This window comes from Symplocastrum torsivum (assembly GCF_059505465.1).
This window is the reverse complement of sequence record NZ_JCACKQ010000050.1, coordinates 1-20,845: the sequence shown is the minus strand read 5'-3', so window position 1 is coordinate 20,845 and position 20,845 is coordinate 1. Positions and strand designations below refer to the sequence as shown.

Here is a 20,845-nt window from a genome sequence, read left to right as displayed (position 1 = left end):
AGTTTTGATTTAAGTTTAACTATGCCAAGCCGTAAAGAAATCTGGATAATTCATAATTTGGGCACAGTGCCAGCTAATAGAGTAGCAAAGCTTATAGCGATGAATTTCATCCTGATAGACTTGATCTGTTAAATAGCCTTTTGAGCATAAAATTATCTTATTGAAGAAGTGACTTTGAGCAAGTGCCTTCAAACTACTAATAGCTTGTCTTTGGATTCGTTCCTCCTCGGACTTCTGGAACAGTTCAATTAGGGTAGCGATCGCCTCGGAATTACCTCTACCAATATTTCCTAAATTCTGAGCTGCTGCCAAACAGATGTCACTCTTACTAGGTTTTGGAGCATGGAAACTTACAATTTGCCGATTAAGAATGGCAGCAGCCTCAGCATTGCCAGGGTCGATTTTTTCTAAGCTCTTAGCAGCTTCCCTTCGAGTATCTTCGTCTCGACTGATATGTAACAAGTGTATTAGGGCAGCAATTGCTTCAGCCATCCCCGCTCCAATTTTACCCAAACTGTTAGCTACTTGCCATCGGGTATCTTCATCCTGACTAGTTTGAAGCAGTTGTACCAAACCATCAACAGCCTGATTAACACCAAGAGTACTTCTTCCTAAGCTTTGAGCAGTAAGCTGCTGAATATACTCATGTTGAGCATAGTGTATTTGCTCTATGAAGAAAGCAACGGCTTCAGGATTGCCAGGATAAATTTCTCCAATTTTCCTAGCAGCTCTCCAACGTATATCTGCATCTTGACTGTTACGTAATAGATCGAATGAAGCAGTGATAATTTCAGCATTGCCAGGAGCTATTTTTCCAAGGCTTTTGACAACTTGTTTACGGGTATCTCTGTTCTCACTTGTTTGTAAGCGGTCAATCAGGGCAGCAACTGCCTCTGGGTTGCCATTACAAACAGTTCCCAAAGTCTCAACAACTAGCTCCTGAGTACGCTTTTGGCTAGTTTGAAGTAAATGAACTAAGGCAGTAACAGCTTGTGTGTTGGTAAAAGCAGCTTTTCCCAAGCATTCAATGGCCTGCCAACGAGTATCCCGACTCTGATTGTTACTTGTGAGAGGAAGCAAAGTGCTAACTATTTCAGGGTTGCCAGGAGCTATTTTTTCTAAACTCTCTACAGCTTGTTTACGGATATCCCAATTTTGAGAATTTTTTAGCAGATGAATTAGAGTGGTAATCACCGTTGAGTTATCAGGAGCAAGATTTTCTAAATTCTCAGCAGCCTGCCTACGGAGATGTTGATTCTGGCTAGTTTGAAATAAGTGAAGCAATGCTTCAGTTGCCTCGGCGTTACCAGGAGAGATTTTTCCTAAGCTTTCGGCAGTTTTTAAGCGAGTGTAATCATTTTGACAGTTGTGAAGTAGCTCAGTTAGAGGTATAGCTGCTTCAGATGTACTATATTTAATTTGTCCTAAAAGTTCAGCCGCTTCCCTTTGAGTCTCTTCATCGTTGCTGGTCTGTATTACTCTAATCAGAGCTAATGCGGCTCTTTTTCTATCAGTCTCTTTCAGTACAGCTTGCGCTCCTTCAACAATTGGCTCAATGAATTTCTCCCATCTTTGATTCTCAATGTCTAATTTACGAAAACTCCATTTAATAATTTGCGCTACTATTACATCTGCCTTAGGAGAACTCCTAAACTCAGCAAGACCTATTGCTGCTAAGAAAAACGCTCGATATTGGTAAAACTTGTTACACCCATCCTCAAAAACGCTCAATTTATTGATTAACTCCTCCTTGTGTTTTTCTTTCACGTCTTCTCGCCCTAGCCACAATAAAAATACCTCCTTGAATTGAGATTCAAAAATACGATAACTAGCATTAGGATGGCTAGGATTTTCGGAGATGTGGTTGAGGAAGAAGTGCCAGTCATCAATTGCTAATGCAGCAAAATACTCCTGAAATGTGGGATGGAAAAAGGCATAAACAGACTTTCTAGGATTTTTGCCATCCACGCCTACTGTGTTCAACCAGCCTAACTCCAGCGCTACGCGAAACAGCGAGTCCTCATCATCTGGCTCACCCAAAAACTCACAGACAAAGTCATGGCGTAGCCGAAATCGAGTTGCTTCCTTATCAATTGCCTCCCGCGCCAATTCCCCCAACGCTGCATTCAACTGCCTCCGCTGCTTCGCTGTCGTCGGAAACTGCTCCCGCTTCCACTCATAAAAATCCGCCACAAACTGCTCATACAGCCCCGCCTTCGTCTCCGGCAGCGTCCCCTCCCCTAGATACCAGTTGAAACATAACAGCGTCAGCCGCAGCGGATTCTTCACCAAATCCCGAATCCGTTCCTTCCCCGGCGCCTTCAGTGCCGCACATAACCGTTTCGCCTGCCCCCCCTGCCCCTCTGACAACGCCCCAAACCACTGCCCAATAAACTGCTCTACCTGCTGCGGATAGGAAAACTCCAGCGTGCGATAGGTATCAAACGTATCCAGGGTATTACGGTTGCCATCCCACAGATTCAACCGACAGCTCAGTACAATTCGCGCCTGCGAGAGCAATCCTCCCATCCGCACCTGCCGCTCCATCTCTGACAAGGGATTGCCGGATGACACCTGCATTTCATCCACCCCATCCAGCAACAGCCACACTCGCTCTGGCTGAAACTGGGCAACAAAGGCATCCTTAACTTGGGGAGAGGCTTCCGCTTGTCCCAGTTTCCGGGCAACCGCTTGCAGCCATCGTTCCAATAAATACGGCTCTAGTTCTTGCCCCCGCAAATCTGCCAGCGACACCCAAATCGCGATCGCTCCCTCTACTTGCTTACTCACCCATTGGGCAATCTGCTGCAACAGCGTCGTCTTTCCCGCTCCCGGTTCCCCAATGATGGCAATGCGCTTCCCCTGACTCTTGGGACTTTGCCCCTGCCGCAATACCCGTTCGAGAAACTGCTCGTGTTCAAACCGCTCGGTAATCTCAGTTTCTTCGTACAGCAACGAACCCTGCTCTGGAGACACATCCTCCCGTCGCCGAGTCTGCCGCTTGCGCTCCACTAATCCCAGCGGCACATACACCTGCTCGGTTCGATAGCTAATCCCCTCGCGACTCGTTAGCGGGTTGGTGGTGAGCCGCAGTTGCTCCTCCAACATGGCTTGACTGACAGCGTGCCAGTCAATGTTGGGCAAAGGAGTCGTCGGTTGCAGGAGTTCCCGGAGTGCTTCAACGTCAACTTGGTAAATGCGATCGCCAATGTGAATCTCGCCCCCCTGCACCTGCCCAATATTCGTATTGAACTTGCCATCCTGAGAGACGCATTGCAGCGTAGTGCCACTGACTTTGAGCCACTGCCGCAGTTGGGCAACTTCTGACTCATCTCGGCTGCCATTGAGAATGCGATCGAGAATCGCTATCAACTCATCAGGGTTAGGCATCTAGTGGAGATTAACTTAGGGGCGCTCTGCTTAATTCCAGTATGCCCATTCAACCCTCTAAACGGGAGAACTGGTAAGCCGGATAGAATGGGGTCAAATGGAACTGCCGCCTGCTGAATCAAAACCAGGGTAGAGTATGCCCCTCCCCGATGACCTGAGTACCATCCTTGACCGGATTAAAAACGGTGAGCAAACCGAGGCAGACATAGCGGCTCTGCGCCAGTTGTTGAGTGCGAACGATGCTGCTTCTGAGGGGCTACGACAACACCAGATTGCCCTACAACTGGGCAAGTATAACGTCAACATTGGGCAGGGACAAGATATTCAGATTGGCGATCGCTTCTACGTAGAGTGGAATGAAGAGGCGATTCAGGCATTAATTCAGGTTGTCCGAAAGCAACTGCCCACACCTGCCACTGGGATTCCTGAGAACCTGCCCCGTAGTGGCGTAGTGCAGTTTGTCGGGCGGGAGCGAGAACTGGAAACCCTGCACCAGCAGCTTCAGGAAAATGAGCGGGTAGCTGTGTCTGCGATCGCAGGCATGGGCGGTGTAGGCAAAACGGAACTGGCACTACAGTACGCGATTAAATACAAACAGGATTATTCAGGGGGAATCTGTTGGATTCAGGGAAGAGGGGCAGACATCGGAACTCAGATTGTACAGTTCGCGCGATCGCGCCTCCAACTCAATCCTCCTGAAGATCTAAATCTACCTGATCAAGTTGGTTTTTGCTGGATGCATTGGCAGCCAGGAAAAGTTTTGGCAGTGTTAGATGATGTCAATAACTATGATGCAATCAAGTCTTATCTGCCTCCAATCGATCACCGCTTCAAGGTGCTGATTACAACACAATTGCAGTTGGGAAAGTCAATCAAAAAATTAGAACTGAATGTACTGGATGAGACAAAAGCGTTAATACTGTTGGAATCGTTAGTAGAAGTAGAGCGGATTCAAGCAGAGTCGGAGGCAGCAAAAGAGTTGTGCGCTTGGTTGGGCTACCTTCCCCTAGGTCTAGAACTAGTTGGTCGATATCTTGATCGTAGGCGGGGCTTGTCCCTAGCAGAAATGTTGGTTCACTTGAAAGAGAAACGCCTACAAGCTAGGGCACTACAGCATTCTTACACTGATATGACATCTGAGTTGGGAGTGGGGGCTGCTTTTGAACTCACTTGGGACATGCTAGACGAACCGACGAGATGCCTAGGGTGTCTGCTGAGCTTGTTTGCTCAAGCTCCAATTCCCTGGTTTCTGCTAGCAGCGATGATGGAAACAGAGGAAGAACTGTGGGAACTCCAAGAAGACCGAACTGATTTAGTAGAGTGGCACTTGCTGCAATGTTTAGACGAGGAAACATACCGATTGCATGAACTGATTCGAGAATTCCTTCGGGAAAAGCTTGAACACTCAGATTGGGTAGATGACCTCAAGCAAACATTTGCAAATTTTATGGTGGTACTGGCTCATCACATTCCCTACACGCTGGATTATGAAGCACTTTCAGGAATAGCTCCTACCATACCGCATTTGAAAGAAGCAGCAGAGATATACTCTGAGTTTTTTAGCGATGAAGACTTAATTTATCCTTTCAGAGGTTTAGGTCGATTCTATGAGAGTCAAGAGCTTTATAAGTCAGCAGAACATTGGTATGAAAGATGTCTGACAGTTTCACAAGAACGACTTGGTAGCCAGCATCCCGATGTTGCAACAAGCTTAAATAACTTAGCTCAGGTCTATATTGATCAAAGTCGCTACGGTAAAGCTGAATCCTTATACTTGGAGTCTCTAGACATTCTTCAACGCACCCTCGGAGAAGAGCATCTGCGTACAACGAGAACATTCATGAATTTAGGGATGCTTTATGGAAGACTAAACCGTTTCAGGGAAGCTGAAGAGTTATGTCAAAAAGCTTTGGAATTGAACAAAAAGATTCTTGGAGAGGAAGACCCTGACGTAGCTAAGAGTCTGGATAATTTGGCAACTCTGTATCGTATGCAGGGACGTTTCAGTGAATCTGAAACTCTTTGCTTACAGGCTTTAGAGATTCACAAACGAGCGTTAGGAGAAGACCATCTAGATATAGAAACTAATCTAGGAAATTTAGCAGCTTTGTATTATGCACAAGGGCGTCATAGCGAAGCTGAAACCATGTGGTTAGATGCAATAGATCTCAAACGTCGTTTACTAGGAGAGCATCATCCTAATGTCGCTGGAAGCTTGACTGAGTTAGCAACGCTCTACAGTCAACAGGGGCGATACGCAGAAGCAGAACCCCTATATTTACAGGCTATAGAACTAAGAAAGCAATATCGAGAAGAAGCTCATGCCGATCTAGCTCTTAATTTAAGTTCTACAGCAACCCTCTATGCAGAACAGGGACGTTATTCCGAAGCAGAGGCTCTCTACTTGCACTCACTAACGTTGAGAAAAAGCTTGTGGGGAGAAGAAAACATAGATATAGCAACTAACCTTAGTAAGTTAGCGATTTTGTACCGTAGACAAGGACGATATAGTGAAGCTGAGTCTTTGTGTACGCAGTCTATTGACCTATACAAGCGCTTACTTGGCGAAGAGCATTCTTATGTCGCAAAAGCCTTGAATGACTTGGGTTCAATCTATTACGCTCAGGGACGCTTCAATGAAGCTGAAACCCTTTACAGACTTGCCGTGAAAATTGTTGATTGCGAATCGGAAGGAGTGTTAGATAGTTACGATATATTGACTAACTTAGCTTCTTGTTTCTATATACAAGGGAAGTATAGCGAAGCTGAATCACTTCATAATAGAGTGTTAGCATATTTTGAGTCTCGACAACTAGATAAGCATCCGAATAAAGCAATTATTCTTAATAATCTAGGACTGATCTATAGTTTAATGGAACGCCACATCGAAGCTGAGGCAATCTACATACAGGCTTTAGAAATATGGAGAGAGGCATTTGGAGAAGAACATCCAGATATAGCGATGTGTTGGGATAATCTTGCCACTCTACATCGTCAACAGGGACATTATGAACAATCAGAATCTCTTTATCTCAAAGCTCTGAAAATTAGAACACATTTTTTCGGAGAAATTCATCCAGATGTGGCTGTGAATCTTAATAATCTGGCATTTCTCTATGGGGAACTTGGTCGCTACGACGAAGCTGAATCACTATACCTAAAATCCTTGGAGATTGACCAACGTCTCTTAGCCGAGGAGCATCCTAGCATAGCGACTTGTCTTGATAACCTTGGTTCCCTGTACCAAGAGCAAGGGCGTTATGAGGAAGCTGAGCGGCTACAAGTTCAAGCTTTGGGAATTTATAGACGCACACTAGGAGAACAACACCACGATACTGTAATTTGTCTAAGCAATCTAGCAAAACTTTACTATAGTCAAAAACGTTTCAACGAAGCTGAACCTCTCTACCTACAAGTTCTAAGATTTACAGAACAACAATCGGGAGCAGATTCTATAGATGTAGCAATGTATTCTGATTATTTAACCTCTTTGTATATCTCACAGAAGCGCTATGAAGAAGCTAGCTCTGTTTGTACACGAGTGTTAGAAATTTGCGAACAAAAACTAGGGAAAGACCACCATCGCACACTTGCTACTCATAGAAATCTTATATATATTCAATTTCAGTTATACTTAAAGCGCTGGCAAAGAAAACTAGCTAGATTAATTTGGCGATTATAGCTTATAAAGTTTGAAAAATTTTCCTGTGATCGCACCCGCATTGATTCTGAGTTGAATAGTAGCATTGCTCAGTCGTCACTTTGCCTCCTTGCCCTCGAACTCTGCCTCAAATCGTTTCAAGCCCTCCTCTATCAACACTCCTGCTGCCTGACTCATTGACCAGCCCTTTGAGTTGGCATATTTTTTGAGTCGTTCTTTCAATTCCTTTGAAATCACACTACTTATAATGTCCTTGTCAGCCGTTTTTAATCGCAGTGGATTCTTAACAACATTCAAAAGGGGTTGAAAATGTTCAATTAATCCTGTTTCAATCTCCGGAAGCAATTCGGCTACGCTACATTCAAGCCAAGCTATTCTTACTTCTCCCTTTCTCATCTTCAACTGAGGCAGTATATGGTGTACTGCCCAGCGCTGATTAAGATTAACAGTCCTGCCAATGTACAAAACCTGTCCATCTTCCAATACAAAGTAGATAGATTGGCATCTAGGAAGATTATGCCGTTCTAGCAACGGTACTGATGGCAGGTTAAGTGGGATGGTAACTGTGTTCACTGCTCTGCTTGGCTTTCTGATTTTGACTCGGGTAAAGAGCGGATAAGCTCTCGAAGAATCTCTGTTTTACTTCTTTTGACCTGGTTGCAGTGAGACTCTAGACGCTGAAACTCTTCTTCTGTCAGACGAAAGGTCATTTTCTTTTCGAGCGAAACGGAGTGCCTTGAACTCATTTTACTTAAACGACTGGCATAATGCCATACAATAAGGGCAGTTCGTATATGGCAAGTATATGGCTTCTTGCTGTAACAAATACGGAGCTTAAAGGCTCCTCGCTCAAAAAAGCTAAAAGGCAGACCCCCGCCGGTCAAAGCACTGGGTCTGCCAATGGCTCTTCCAATCAAGGAGAAACCATACCTATCATGACAAATTCCACCGATTCAGGCACTCCAAAGTGCCGTACCACAGGCTATCAAGACGGATATCAGCAAGCCTTGGATGACTTTGGCATCACTGAACTACTCGAAACGCTGAGTAATTTCAAAGATGCTGACTTCGATGCCCACTCACTCCACCTAGAGCCGGAGGAACTCGACTCCTTAGCGGCAATACTCATTGGTCAGCTAACAGGTAGCCTTAATGGAAAGCTCCTGGGCGGTTATTTGAACGCTCACCGTCACGGCAACGCCGATGTGTTCTCTCGTCCCATTACCCTAGAGTTTCCCCAGTCAGCGAACTTACCATCTGACTTTCCCAATAGGGGGGCATGACACAATAAGTGCAAAACAGGACACATTGTGAAATTTTGTTACGATAACACCTTTCTGAATTTACTTACTTGCCCATAAATGATAATTGGCGTTCAAAGCTTGGGTACGCTGCAATCAACTCTCTACCCCATTCAGCTCCCTCGACTTGCCCGTAAACAATCATTTTTGGGAATGTTTTTTCACCCACCCGTTTTTAACGTTAGGTAGTAAAACGACTGTATATCAAGGGTTTTGACAATTATTTTTACAAAAGTTTACAACGTGTCCCAATTTGCACGTACTTTGTCATACCCCCAATAGCGCCCCAAAACCCCGCTTTGAGTTCGGAGTAATGGTGATAATTGTTAGCCCTGGTGGTTCTGAATGGGGGATAGTGATTGGGCGCTTCTACAGCTACGCCCCTCACCGCTGCTGTTGGATGTGGCGTTACATCCTGTGGCTCAATCAAGCGAGTTCAAGTGCTGCTTGGGTCGTTGCCACCACCGCTTGGGAAGAGGACTTGCAAGCCAAAGGGGAAAAACGATGAGAAATCCTCGTCCCATTGGCGATCGCGAACTGCGGCTTATCGAGCTTTTTTGCAACTGCCGACTGGAAATGACCCCTAGGCAATTTTACGAGAAATGGGGAGTGACCTACGAGCAAATAGCGCAGCTATGCCGATGTGACATCACGACGGTTAATCGCTGGTTTCAACGAGGACGCCACTACCAACCCCCCAGACATTACCACAAGTGGTATCTAGCGCTGGCGGATGTCTTTTTGGAGTGCTATGAAGACATCCCCGATACACTTTTAAATCGCCTCTGTCTCGGTTGGTAGGAAAAATCCTTCGGATGTCAATAGGAAAACTCCATAATTTCGCTAGGCACTCCCCATTAAGGTAAAAACAAGTCCATCAGCATGACTGTGACGGTTTCCGTCACCTTTTAAGTCAAAGCCCGAATTAAGTTCAACGATGCCTATGGAACAGTTCGTGTGAAAAACGTATCAACTTCCACTTGATTACAAGCACATTGATAGGCGATCGCTCTTGTCACAAGTTGATCAAAGCGTTAGCGCTCTTCAGCGAGAGCAGGAGCTTCGCCTTCCCTCAACACCAAAAGCGCTTAAATCCCCTCTTAAGAGCGCTCACCCCGATTTACCTATCCATCACACCCAAATTATACCGATGAAGCATAGCGATTGGCTTCGCCTTTGTTCTGAAGGCGAACAGATTTGTGCCGCTTTTCACCAACAAGGTTATCAGTGCAAGAAACAAACCCGCCGCCTCTCCTGGCAGCTTTCTCACATAGGTCAGGACGACTACATTCTGACTTGGCTACCTGCCCCAGTGGGCGATTGGAGCTTGATACCGAATTACAACAGCCCAGTACGGGAGAAAATGTGGGCGATTGTCCAAAATGCGCTTGCACCCAAACCAGGGCAAGCCACGACCGAGCAACGGGTGCAACAACCCGAAGATTATTCTCGTCCTTGGACAATCGTCCGGCTGTTACCCGACCTGCGACGTTACACGGTGGCCCGTTTTTTCAATCGCCAAGATGCAGAAGACCATCGTCGGTTTTTACATCGGTATATGCCAGCATCTGAGTTTCAGGTGGTTTTTGATGTGCCCAACTCCAGAGAACTTGATGACCAAACCTGACACACGAGGTAACAGTCATACCGTTAACCCAGTTAGAAATATATCCCAGCGGTCAGGGGGTTTCTGGTTTAGCAGTACTATTTAGAACAGCCCTTCTAAATACTTGCAATGCCTTGGTCACTCGCCAATTCGATAAAGCCAAAGACAACTTAAAGCTTTCGGAACCCATACCTCTCAACCGTCACCCAGCAGCGGTCTACCTCTCGAATTTGGCACAAGGGTCTAGACCGACCATGAAACAGACCTTGGAGGCGATCGCCTCTTTGTTGACCTCCGGCGAATGCGACCATTTGAGCCTAGACTGGGCAAAAATTAGGTATCACCATACCTCCAGCGTGCGGTCAGTTTTAATGCAACGGTACGCGCCCGCAACAGCGAATAAAATGTTGTCCGCTCTCAAGCGGGTTCTCAAGGAAGCTTACCGTCTGGATTTGCTCGGTGCCGACGATTACACAAAAGCTGTGGATTTACCTCGAATCAGTGAGTCCAGAAAACTTAAGGGTAGAGCGCTTAAAAGGAGTGAAATATCAGCCCTGATGCAAAGTTGCACGAATTCTGATGCACCCATTGATGTGAGGGATGCGGCGCTGATTGCCATCTTGCGGGGAACTGGAATCCGACGAGCAGAACTGTGTCACCTGAATTTTGAGGATTTTGACCCAAATAGCGCTGCTTTGCAAGTTCGCCAAGGGAAGGGTCAAAAAGACCGAACCGTTTACTTACCTCAGGAGGCGATCGCTATTGTAGAACGGTGGATTGCCGTTCGGGGTCACCAACCCGGTCCACTCTTACTGCCCATCCGCAGCAGTGGGACGTTGCAGTGGAGGCAGCTCACACCGGATGCCATACTCAAAATTGTGCAGCGCCGGGGTCAGATGGCAGGGATAGAGTCCTTCTCCCCCCACGATTTTCGCCGCACCTTTTGTTCAGACCTCCTTGATGCCGGAGTGGATATCGCCACGGTGCAAAAACTCGCCGGTCATGCCTCGCCAGTTACCACCGCTAAGTACGACCGACGGGGAGAGGAGACCAAACGCGCTGCTGTGCAAAAGCTGTCCTTCAGTCACCCTTCTCCCCACAAATCTTGATGATTTACGTTCTTGTCTTTACCTTGAACTAGGGCTATCGCAATTTGTCAATCATGTGTGTGCCACTTAAAGGTGCGTTTGCCCTGGTTGCAGTGGACAGAGTAAAGGTTATTGGTGGTAATTAGAACATTATCGCTGCCGCTGACCAGGAACGTTACATTTTTTCCCGACCGATGAAACGCGATCGCCTGCAAGTTCTTCCGATTGATCGCCCTTTTTCCCTATCCTATAAAAATACAGCAATCGCCAAGGCTCAAATCAGATCAGGATCGATACCCTGTGATCGCAAATACGCCGCCAATCGCTCTTTTTGTTGCTGTTCTCGATCAGCTCGCTCTCGTTCGGCTTCAGCACGTTGGCTCTCAGCGTCAGCACGTTGGCGTTCCTGTTCAGTGTGGAGGCGTTCGAGTTTGGCTTGCTCGCTCCCTGTCAGCAACAAATTTCCCTGATTATCCCACCAACGCAACCATCGTTGGGTCTGATTTTGATAGCTCCCCTCCCATACACCCAATTCTACTCCCATAAGATCGATCGGGTAGTGTCCGCGATCATTTGGTTCGAGGCGACGATAGCGAGTGTTGACCCAGTTATAGACTTCCAATTCGCTGGTTTTAATGATGTAGATAGCGTAGTAGGGAATCCGGATAATCTGCTCGTAAACCCAAAATTTTCCCGGCTTCTGGTTGACTCCTTCTGGTAAGCGAGATAGGGGGGTATTGTCTCGTTCTTCAGAACCATCACCACTAGCGAACTCGATCGCAATCAGTGGCACAATATACTCTCGCCACAACACATAAGATCGGCGAATTTCGCCATCTAAAAGGGGCGGAACGTTGGGAACGTAGAACCAGTCAGGCGCTTCTGCACCACGTTCAGGAGGCTCGGTTTCGCGCCAGTAGATGCCACAATCTTGTCCAATCGCATACTCTCCGTCCGGGTGAAGCGTTTGCAGTGTGGTTTCCAGGGAGTCGGTGAGCAGGATACTCTGGGGATGTTCTTGGAAGTTTTTCACAAACGTGCCGTCTGACTCAGGGAGTTGGGTATGGTCGGGAAAGGCGGGGGGCAACGTTGTGGGGTTGAGGCTTTGGGTCATGGGTGTCAACTATCCGCTGGTGAAAGGACAGATGCTCTCTTACAGCATAGCGATTTTAGATCGAGGGACTTTACACCGTCTGATACACGCTCTGTCTATCGCTGTTGTCAGGGAAGGAGCTAGCCACGATATGCTCTGCTTTTATACCTGCCGCAATCAGCGCAAGGCTTAGACCTTCCTCGAAATTATCCTCTTCAATCACGACTTGATTATCGACTAAACGAGCATGAAACAGAATCGTGTCGATCCAGCGCTGCTTATCCCAGCCTGTAGCCAGAACTAGAAAGTGACCAGAATCAACATCGCAGACGGGGTAAAGCTGGATCGCCTGTAAGCGGGGTTGGGCGCGAGTTGCCTCTTGCAGGGTTTTTTTGAGGATGTCTGCATAGCTTAGTGAGTTATCCATTGGAGAATTGCCTCTTGACTCGGTTCGTAAACCAATAAGTTGATTTTATTTCGCTGGACGGCTAACTGAAAAATCGGTTTTTGAAAGTGCTTAATGTAAATCGCTTGGCTCACGGCTAAAAACAACTGACGCTCCGGTTCTTGTTCTTCCAATGCCCATTGGTAAAGCTGAAGCTGTCCCATCGTTTTTTCGAGTTCGCTGATGACTGAGGGCGAATCGAAGTCTTTGATTTCAACGGCGATTTTATGCCCTTCTTTTTCCGCCGTGAAAAACTTTTCGGCTCCTAAGTCGGCTTTCAACAGTGTCTGCTCTAACACTAAGACTAAAGGATCGTCCGTAATTGTCCACCCATCTTTTTCGAGGGTGCGGCGCAGGGAGAAATGTAAATTATCGCGTCTAGACATTCGAGAATTTAGGTGTAGATGGATTAGTAGCTGAAATCAGCTAGCACTGCGCTCGGAACAATCGCTAGTCCAAGTTCTTTAGGCTCCAGTTTATGCAGTCCACCCCCGTACACTCTCCCCTCACCCATTAGTGTCTCATCCGAAATCTGATTGAGAGCCTGCCACACCTGTTTGAGCCGTTCTGGCTTGTGAGAGAGTGCCTTCTCTAATGCAGGTTTAGGATATAACATCAAGTAAACATTAGTTGCCGTTGCTCTTGAGTGGTTCAGGATAAATCGGAAGGGTTTGCCCCTACTCGTATCCTGACGACCCATATAGGTACACAGGAATGGGGAGGGAGGACGGTTTTCCTGCGAGTACCAGGGAGAGCGATGTCTGCACAGGTAGCGATGATTAATTCCTGTCTCTACTCCTAGCTGAAGATAGTTCCAAAGGTTTTGATACTTGGCTTTCACTTCGTCTTCTGGTAAATAGCACGTTAACAGGAATAACTGGCGCTCTCTTAAGGGATTACCAACGCAATCGGCTTCAATTTCATCAACAGTTAAATACCTCGGACTAGGTAGAATTGGCTTTAAGAACTCAACCGGAAGTTTATATTGATCAACTTGCTCTTGTGTCAGTACAAAGAAGTGGTTAGCTCCTGTAGCCAACCCCCGCTTTATTGTGAATAAGACCTTAAGCTTTAACGACTCAACCTTGGAATTGCTGTTTCCTAATACTGGTAGACTTTTGCTCGAAGAAGTGGTAGCTGACAGCAACAAAAGCTGACTGTCGGAATTCCTGCTACTAGACACCAGCCCAAACTGAGTCCATTTAGCGGTATGGCGTAGTACCTCCACAGGAATCAGTTCCTTGTAATTAGGAGCAGCCAGACTCCCACCATAGGTAAACTCAACAGCATGAATTTCGGGTGGTTTGGCTTTTCTCAACCACAAAAATGCTGACGATACTAAGGCATCTTTAAACTGCACGTCATTTGGGGTAAAACGATGCACTCGCAGCAAAGTGACGTTATTGAGTAAGTAATCTTTAATTTGCTGCCCATAATTCACATCCATAAATCCACTGGGGATGAGCCACCCGGCTAGTCCACCTGGAGCTATCCAGGCATCACTAATACACATAAAATAACCGTAAATTCCGGCTAGACCACTAAGTTTTATTCCCGCTGTCTGCTCCGTTGTCCGTTGCAGCCACATCTTCTTTTCCTTACTCAAATGATGATGTCGGATATACGGCGGATTGCAAATTAGTAAGTTAGCTTTTGCTTCATTAAAGTTAGGAGGTGTAGCTATCAGGAAGTCGGCAATATGTAGCTGTAGTAGCGTATTTTTCCAAAGCTTTCTCGCTTCATCCCCGTAGTGCGGGTCAATTTCGTACCCAACGGCTGAGGCAATTTGTGATAGAGGAAATTGATGTAATAATGCTGAGTAAAAGGAACCTGTACCGAAGGCTGGGTCGAGAAAGCGAATTTTGCAGTCTGATGGTAACAACGCCTGGGCAGATTCTATGATGTCCGTTGCTAGTGCTATTGGTGTGGCAAACTGACCGAGCTGATTTCGCTCAGTCTGAGTTTTGGCAGAATCAAGTTGCTTTTGCAGCAAAACCCTGGCTTTTTCAGTTGCTGATAGGGTCATGCTCTAAACTCCAAACTGTGCCAAATCTTCAATGCGATGTTCCCAAATCCAGTCAATTCCTTCAGCCGCTTCATAACCCAAGTAGCCACTTTGACACTCTCCGCACTTTTAGGGCGGAGATTCTTCGTTCATAGACCCAGCTTGCTTTGACAGGATTGCTCCAATCAAAGTAGAGGCTAAATCTCCCGAAGCGTTCGGGTCTGTGACCCAAGTTCCCACATGACCTGTGGTACTCAAGGCTAATTTCAGGATATTAATAGCAGCGTTCCAGTCTCTATCTAACGTGAATCCACACTGGCAAATGTGGGTTCTCATTGATAGAGATTTTTTAACTACAATCCCACAGCTAGAGCAGTTTTGAGATGTATAAGCCGGATTAACTGCTACAGTTATCTTGCCAAACTTAACTCCAAAATACTCTAACCACTTCCTGAATTGATACCAACCTGCATCATTAATAGACTTGGCGAGACAGTGATTCTTTGCCAAATTCTTAATCCTCAAATCTTCGTAGGCAATCAAGTCGTTAGACTGACAAACGCAACGCGCCACTCTTTTAGCGTGTTCTTCACGTTGCCTACTTATTTTGAGGTGTACTCGCCCTAGTCGATTAATGGCTTTTCTACGATTGATAGAGCCTTTCTTTTTACGAGAAACACGCCGCTGTTGAAACTTCAGCCGCTTCTCGCCTGTTCGATAAAACTTAGGATTGGGTTGGGTGTGTCCATTGGAGTCTGTGTAGAATTCTTTGATTCCCACGTCCAAACCAATTATTTTACCTGTCAGTTGGGTGTCTACTTTGTTATCAGCATCCACCAAAAACTGAACATAGTAACCATCGGCACGACGCACTAACCTAACTCGTTTTATCTGTTCTAACTGGTAGTAGTTTAAATCCCACGTCCCTTTGAGTTTAAGCGAGCCTATCCCTTTCTTGTCCGTGAAGGTGATTTGTTTCCGAGTTTCGGAGAGCGACCAGCCTGAAGTCTTGTACTCAACTGAGCGACAATTTTTCTTGAAGGTTGGGTATTCCTTTTTTCCCGGAATTGACTTTTTGCAGTTGCTATAGAACCGAGCAATCGCGCTATAAGCTCTTTCAACTGCGACTTGACAAGCATGAGAGTTTAAAGCTTTAACAAAGGAAAACTCAGCCCTTAGCGCTGTATTGTGGCGATACAACTCTTTTTGTCCTACCCCTCGGTTGTCCATCCAAAAGCGGATAACTTTGTTGCGGACAAATTGAGCCGTTTTTATCGCCTCATCTATGGCTGCATATTGAGTTGTTTTTCCCTTGGCTTTAAACTCTAAGACAATCATTTGACGTGGAAAAACTTACATCAAAAGTACCATGAAAAAGTCCCCCTAGAAGGGGGGAGGCTTGAAACCCATTATTTTCGGTCAAAATAACCACAAAGGAACAGAATATAACGGACATTACTGCCATAGTTACTCCTGAGTTGAGCGAATTTAATGGCTTCTTCTTTTCGTCGCTTATTGGGATTGGTATAGTCACCAGCCGATTTGGCTTCAATGAGTAGAGGGAAGTCACCCCTGTTAGACTGAAGCGGCATGATGACAGTGTCGATGGGGATATTGATTTGTTTGCTGCCAGACTGTAGACTCACTGGAATATTGAGCCGAAACGAGAAAGTTCCTGGCTGCATGGTCTCAAAGCTTAACCCGGCTCCGCGTCTAATGTAAGAGTAGCCGCGCTGCTCCAACCACTGCCTAATGGTGGCAAGCTGTCTTTGCTCTTGGGCATTGCGAATAATTGGGTCAGAGACAGCACCACAAAGACGGTCGGCAACAATGGTTGCGGCTCTGATAATTTCTGCCTCACTGGGTTCTCGACCATTCTCCAGCCAAGGGAAGATGTCTTTGTTGGTCAGCCGCATAATAATTTGACCGATTTTCTGGAGTTCAGCATCAACGGTGGCACGGTTTGTACGGGGTGGGATTTGCTGTTTGCCCTCCATAATTTTGACCAGGTTGGGCGATACTCCTGCTAGACCGATGAGACGGTCGTGGGCGATGGGAGGTGCTGTCGCCATCCGCAGTATGGGCAGAACTTCCGGATGCTGACGAAGCGCAGCAGGTGTGATGTCGGTCAGATTGGCTGTCCAGGTTAATGCCGACTCGACTTGTTGAGTTGTGACAAGGCGAGTTTCTCGGTAGGCGGTGGGAGCAAACTGCATAAACCAGTTGTTGTAAAAGTCTACCGACTGGGCAATATCTGGCTTCCACAAGTGGGGTTTGTCGGCATTGACTGGCACGGCATCTCCTGTTGCTGATTTATTGCCTCTGTGCTATTCCATAGGCATCGGCAAGTCTTCGGCGATTGATTTTATCAGAGCGCAACCTCAATGGCGTGAGCAAATCAGCTAGTTGAGCAATTTTAATGAATCATGATTCTGTAATCATTAAAGATGAATCCTTATTCAAGAATAATCAATCATGATTCTTTATTCTAAGATTCCTGGAGTATGCTGCTCTTGCTGCCAAGGTTGAGACTTACTACAACAGCTGTAGCAGCATGGGTTGCTGAACGTAACGCCAAAGGCTTTAAAGTTAACTGGCGTTTTACTACTAAAGATGCTCGGATTAAGCTCAAGCCACTCAATTACTCGATTCTGAATGTAAGCTAGCCCCAATCAATAGCCCCGTGTGATAAACCCAACGTTTCTGTCCATTGGTGGTCGTGACAATCCAACCAGGAAAGTTACCGGGCGTACAAATACCTGGAGAACTCGCGGGGAAACCTCGACAGCTATCACTCCAGACTTTCTGTTCAGCCCAAAAGACTTGAAGGTTGGGTGGAGGGGATTCTGTGGAAGGATAAACATCCTTTAATACCGCTCTCACCAAGATTCTGGGTAAGCTTTCCGGTCCATTGAGTTTAAGTCCCCGCCCAGAAGCCACATGATAGACCCAATGTTGTTGATTACCTTCCACGACAACACGCCAGCCTGGTAGCCCAATTCTGGTACAGGATGTTCCTGGTGGCGCAACGCCTAGACAGCCATCCCACGTTTGGCGTTCGGCGCGAATAACTTGGAGTTCTTTTTGTGGGATGCCAGTACGCTTGGACATATCTTGCAAAACAGCATTCGCAGTTCCCTGACTGAAATCGGTTGGCACTCTTTTGCTGATTTGGCTGGCAGCGGCATCAAATAAAACGGTGTGGGACAATCCTGTGCGATAAACCCAACGTTGCTTTTCGCCATCTGTAACGGTTACCTGCCATCCAGGCATCTTGGCAGCGATACAGGAACCTATCCCCGGTAGTCCAAAGCAACCATTGTTCCAGGTTTTGTTTTCTACCCAGTACAGCTTGAGTTTGGATAGGGGCAACCCGGAACGCCAGGATGCCTCTTCGAGGACTTGATTAGTGATTTTTGGTGAGACGCTGGCAGGCCCATTCAATTTAAAGCCGTGCGCCTTGGTTGCATGATAAACAAAGCGGTGTTCTCTTGCCTCGATTGTGACTTTCCAACCGGGAAGACCCATCGCCTGACAAAACATCTCCGGTGGTTCAACATCCCGGCAACCGTCCAGCACAGCTTCCTCGGTGCGAACAATCCGCACTTCGTTGCGAGGCACAAATGAGCGCCATGCCATGTCCTGTACTAATTGAGCGGCGAGGGGTTGCGGCAAGCTTGCCCCTTGGATTTCTGGTTTATTTATTGCAACGGTTTGGGTGAGAGATTGCTCAGAGGTGTACTCTCCGGCTCGACTCGGTAAATGAGCCATAAGCGAAGCAATAGTCAATAGCGCTATCAGTCCCACAGGTTTGACGTGCGTTCGCGCCTGTTTTGAATGACCATTTCGCATCATTGAATTTCCTCGCGCAGTGAAAGTAGAAAACCTTTTGTTTAATCGTTCACAAACTAACTGAACTCGCTCATCCAAATTCAGGATGTTACAGATTTTGTAACTAGCTTTCAAAAGTATGAACGGTCAATTTTTCATGAATCCTGATTCTAGAATCCTTAAACATGAATCTTGATTATGTATTGATTAATCAAGATTCTTTATTATAGGATTCTAGAAAAATCAATAGGCTGGACTTGTCCTCCAGAATTTCCAAATGCTCACCGTTGCGATCGCGTCCCAGAAAGGGGGCGTTGGCAAAACTTGCACCTGTGTCAATTTAGGTTCAGGATTACAACAGCAAAAAGTTAAAGTAGCGCTGGTAGACATGGATGCCCAAGGCTCTGCTACCTATGCATTAGGATTAGTGCCTGGAAAACAACCGGGGTTTGACCGCTGGTTGGAAGGAGAAGATGTTGTACGCACCGATACTGCTGTACCTTTAGTTCCTGGTGGAACGGATACTGCTTATGTAAAGTGGGACTCTCCAGAGATTTTACGCAAAGCCATTAGCCAACTAGATTGCGACCTGGTGCTACTGGATTGTCCTCCCTCCCTCGTCCCTGCTACAGTTGCGGCACTCGTAGTAGCGGATAGAGTTCTCGTGCCAGTGTTGGCAGACCCCCTGGTACTAGTGGGGTTGGCTCAAGTACTCGACACCCTTAAAGATGTCAATCCAAATGTTCCCGTTGATGTTTTGCGTAGCCGACACAAACCAGCATTGAACATGACAGTGGAAGCTGACTCAGTACTAGTCAGTGACAACCGATTCAATCTACTACGAATCTGCATTCCGGAAAACGTTGCGATCGCGGAAAGTGCTGGACACGGGCAATCGATATTTGAGTATGCTCCCAAGAGTAAAGGAGCGAGTGCATTTAAAGCGTTAGCTGGTGAAGCAATCAAAGAATGGGGGTTGAAGAAACGTGGCAGGAAGTAAAAAACGCATGGGGCAGCGCAATCCACTGCAACTGTTCAACGACTCCCAAAAAGAGTCCGTTGCTCCCGAACCATCCGCTGAAACTCCTCAAGAAGATTCAGGAATCTCGAAATCTGATTTAGTAATCAAGATTCCTGAATCTGGAAAAAATAATCATGAATCTGGAATCAATAATAAGGATTCTGGAACATCGAAGCAGGAATCAGAAGATACCAAGGCAACTCCCCTCTATCCCTTATCGGCAAGGATACCAGAGCCATTGAACGATGCCTTGGATGATGCCGTGAAACAGACCCGTCGTTCTATGGGACGCAAGATTCGCAAGGAAGTCTTGGTATCGCTAGCAATAAAGGCTATGTTGCAACGTGTAGAGGCGGTTGGGGGGTGGAGTGCGATCGCATCCGAGGAGGAGCTGCGGGAGTTGTTGGGGTTGCAGAACGAGTAATCCAGCTCTTGCCGCAACTTATACTGAATTCAAGCGCGGGGTATTTTCAAGCAGGCGACACGAAGCCAGAATTTTGGGGGTGGAATATTACCCACTAATTAGAGATTACTGTCAATCCCCGCGACACGGAAGATGCCTTTCCAAGTGACAATAATCTCAGACCTCGTTGAAAAATGTAAATTTACAGACACCTGTAATTGTAGGGTCTTAGACATGGTTGTTGGGATACCCTCGCAAAATGTTGAAGTTACCCCTTGCTTGCTGTACGCAACGTTGACTTTCGTTTGTTCAATGTGGTTTGGCTGGAGGCTTCCGGTTTGCCCTCAAATTCAATCAAAGCTTGAAGATTATCGACATCGCCTGGTCTAAGGTTGCTGCGAATCTTGCCGTTCCTGTCCCTCGAAATAAGAGAGCGATGGGAGTCTGGTGCTGTCACTACCAGATCGCCAAGAGAGCTGATAATACGATAACGTTCCTCTGGCGCCGTATAGAGGCGAGAGTCATTAGGTTGCTCTTGACCGTAATTTTCTACAAGGTATTGAGCGTATTTTATAGCCTGTTCTTCATCCTTAAAGCGCTGTTTCAGCTCCTCGTAGGCTTGAGGGTCGTCACTGATAGAATCAATAGTTTGTGCGAATCTAAGGGAATTTGAGAAGATTCCTTCCTCAATTTGAGTGGCTGTCCTGAGTGATGTATCGAGTTCTGACTGCTCAGCTCCATCGAGTCTCACTTTCCAAACAGCAGTCCCATAAACTAAGCAGTTTTTAAGGATTGCTCCTTCTAGGTTGGCTTCAGTAATGACTGACCATCTGAGGTCAGCTTGAGTTAAGTTAGCTCCACTGAGATTGGTTTGCATAAGGTGGGTAGCAATCAGGGTAGCTCTTTCTAAATTAGCCTGACTCAAGTCAGCACCTTGGAGGTGGGCGCTATGAAAGTGGGCTTCGGTGAGTTCGGCATTGAGAAGTTTTGTCCCAATCATC

18 protein-coding genes and 2 pseudogenes are annotated in these 20,845 nt (G+C 46.5%); 8 read left to right on the top strand and 12 right to left on the bottom strand.

Going from position 1 to position 20,845, the window contains the following annotated elements:
* Positions 1-15: 15 nt before the first annotated feature.
* From AC5JL3_RS16720 to AC5JL3_RS16710, 3 genes and pseudogenes are all read right to left on the bottom strand, one after another.
* Positions 16-1,767, bottom strand: a complete 1,752-nt coding sequence (locus AC5JL3_RS16720; protein WP_496075573.1) for a HEAT repeat domain-containing protein — start codon at positions 1,765-1,767, stop codon at positions 16-18.
* A gap of 621 nt (positions 1,768-2,388) precedes the next feature.
* Positions 2,389-2,868: pseudogene (locus tag AC5JL3_RS16715) on the bottom strand (NACHT domain-containing protein); the annotation flags it as partial.
* A 300-nt stretch (positions 2,869-3,168) separates the two neighbouring features.
* Positions 3,169-3,390, bottom strand: a pseudogene (locus AC5JL3_RS16710) (hypothetical protein); the annotation flags it as partial.
* 136 nt (positions 3,391-3,526) lie between these two features.
* Between AC5JL3_RS16710 and AC5JL3_RS16705 the strand changes: the two are divergent.
* Complete coding sequence (locus tag AC5JL3_RS16705; RefSeq protein WP_496075552.1) at positions 3,527-7,072, top strand: tetratricopeptide repeat protein; 3,546 nt, start codon at positions 3,527-3,529, stop codon at positions 7,070-7,072.
* A gap of 75 nt (positions 7,073-7,147) precedes the next feature.
* On the opposite strand, the gene AC5JL3_RS16700 is transcribed toward AC5JL3_RS16705, so the two are convergent.
* Positions 7,148-7,624 carry a hypothetical protein gene (locus AC5JL3_RS16700; RefSeq protein WP_496075551.1) on the bottom strand — a complete coding sequence of 159 codons (477 nt, stop codon included), beginning with the start codon at positions 7,622-7,624 and terminating at the stop codon, positions 7,148-7,150.
* 362 nt (positions 7,625-7,986) lie between these two features.
* Between AC5JL3_RS16700 and AC5JL3_RS16695 the strand changes: the two genes are divergently transcribed.
* From AC5JL3_RS16695 to AC5JL3_RS16675, 5 genes are all read left to right on the top strand, one after another.
* Positions 7,987-8,334: a hypothetical protein gene (locus AC5JL3_RS16695; RefSeq protein ID WP_496075550.1), complete on the top strand. Its 348-nt coding sequence runs from the start codon at positions 7,987-7,989 to the stop codon at positions 8,332-8,334.
* Positions 8,335-8,665: 331 nt separating this feature from the next.
* A complete protein-coding gene (locus AC5JL3_RS16690) occupies positions 8,666-8,860 on the top strand; it encodes a hypothetical protein (RefSeq protein ID WP_496075549.1) in 195 nt (64 codons plus the stop codon).
* Positions 8,857-9,153, top strand: coding sequence for a helix-turn-helix domain-containing protein (locus AC5JL3_RS16685; protein WP_496075548.1), 297 nt, complete (start codon positions 8,857-8,859; stop codon positions 9,151-9,153). Before AC5JL3_RS16690 ends, AC5JL3_RS16685 begins: the two co-directional genes overlap by 4 nt.
* Positions 9,154-9,364: 211 nt before the next feature.
* Positions 9,365-9,979, top strand: a complete 615-nt coding sequence (locus AC5JL3_RS16680; RefSeq protein ID WP_496075547.1) for a hypothetical protein — start codon at positions 9,365-9,367, stop codon at positions 9,977-9,979.
* Positions 9,980-10,092: 113 nt separating this feature from the next.
* Entirely contained in the window at positions 10,093-11,067 is a 975-nt protein-coding gene (locus tag AC5JL3_RS16675) for a tyrosine-type recombinase/integrase (protein WP_496075546.1), read from the top strand.
* A 253-nt stretch (positions 11,068-11,320) separates the two neighbouring features.
* Here the strand turns inward: AC5JL3_RS16675 and AC5JL3_RS16670 are convergent, their stop codons facing one another.
* The 7 genes from AC5JL3_RS16670 to AC5JL3_RS16640 all read right to left on the bottom strand — a co-directional run bounded on the left by AC5JL3_RS16670 (position 11,321) and on the right by AC5JL3_RS16640 (position 18,444).
* Entirely contained in the window at positions 11,321-12,160 is an 840-nt protein-coding gene (locus tag AC5JL3_RS16670) for a Uma2 family endonuclease (RefSeq protein ID WP_496075545.1), read from the bottom strand.
* Positions 12,161-12,230: 70 nt separating this feature from the next.
* A complete protein-coding gene (locus tag AC5JL3_RS16665) occupies positions 12,231-12,566 on the bottom strand; it encodes an element excision factor XisI family protein (RefSeq protein WP_496075544.1) in 336 nt (111 codons plus the stop codon).
* Positions 12,551-12,970, bottom strand: coding sequence for a XisH family protein (locus AC5JL3_RS16660; protein ID WP_348233422.1), 420 nt, complete (start codon positions 12,968-12,970; stop codon positions 12,551-12,553). The genes AC5JL3_RS16665 and AC5JL3_RS16660 overlap by 16 nt, the downstream gene beginning before the upstream one ends.
* A gap of 23 nt (positions 12,971-12,993) precedes the next feature.
* A complete protein-coding gene (locus AC5JL3_RS16655; RefSeq protein WP_496075543.1) occupies positions 12,994-14,610 on the bottom strand; it encodes an Eco57I restriction-modification methylase domain-containing protein in 1,617 nt (538 codons plus the stop codon).
* Positions 14,611-14,718: 108 nt separating this feature from the next.
* Complete coding sequence (locus tag AC5JL3_RS16650) at positions 14,719-15,927, bottom strand: RNA-guided endonuclease InsQ/TnpB family protein (RefSeq protein ID WP_496075542.1); 1,209 nt, start codon at positions 15,925-15,927, stop codon at positions 14,719-14,721.
* Between the two features lie 71 nt (positions 15,928-15,998).
* Positions 15,999-16,883: a XamI family restriction endonuclease gene (locus AC5JL3_RS16645; RefSeq protein ID WP_496075541.1), complete on the bottom strand. Its 885-nt coding sequence runs from the start codon at positions 16,881-16,883 to the stop codon at positions 15,999-16,001.
* A gap of 343 nt (positions 16,884-17,226) precedes the next feature.
* A complete protein-coding gene (locus AC5JL3_RS16640) occupies positions 17,227-18,444 on the bottom strand; it encodes a DUF8738 domain-containing protein (RefSeq protein WP_496075540.1) in 1,218 nt (405 codons plus the stop codon).
* Positions 18,445-18,697: 253 nt separating this feature from the next.
* On the opposite strand from AC5JL3_RS16640, the gene AC5JL3_RS16635 reads away from it, so the two are divergent.
* Complete coding sequence (locus AC5JL3_RS16635; protein WP_496075539.1) at positions 18,698-19,420, top strand: ParA family protein; 723 nt, start codon at positions 18,698-18,700, stop codon at positions 19,418-19,420.
* The gene (locus tag AC5JL3_RS16630) at positions 19,407-19,865 is read left to right on the top strand and encodes a hypothetical protein (RefSeq protein ID WP_496075538.1); all 459 of its coding nucleotides are present in this window, start codon (positions 19,407-19,409) and stop codon (positions 19,863-19,865) included. The genes AC5JL3_RS16635 and AC5JL3_RS16630 overlap by 14 nt, the downstream gene beginning before the upstream one ends.
* A 247-nt stretch (positions 19,866-20,112) precedes the next feature.
* Here AC5JL3_RS16630 and AC5JL3_RS16625 read toward each other — a convergent pair.
* On the bottom strand, positions 20,113-20,845 hold a 733-nt coding region (locus AC5JL3_RS16625; RefSeq protein WP_496075537.1), incomplete at its 5' end, for a pentapeptide repeat-containing protein.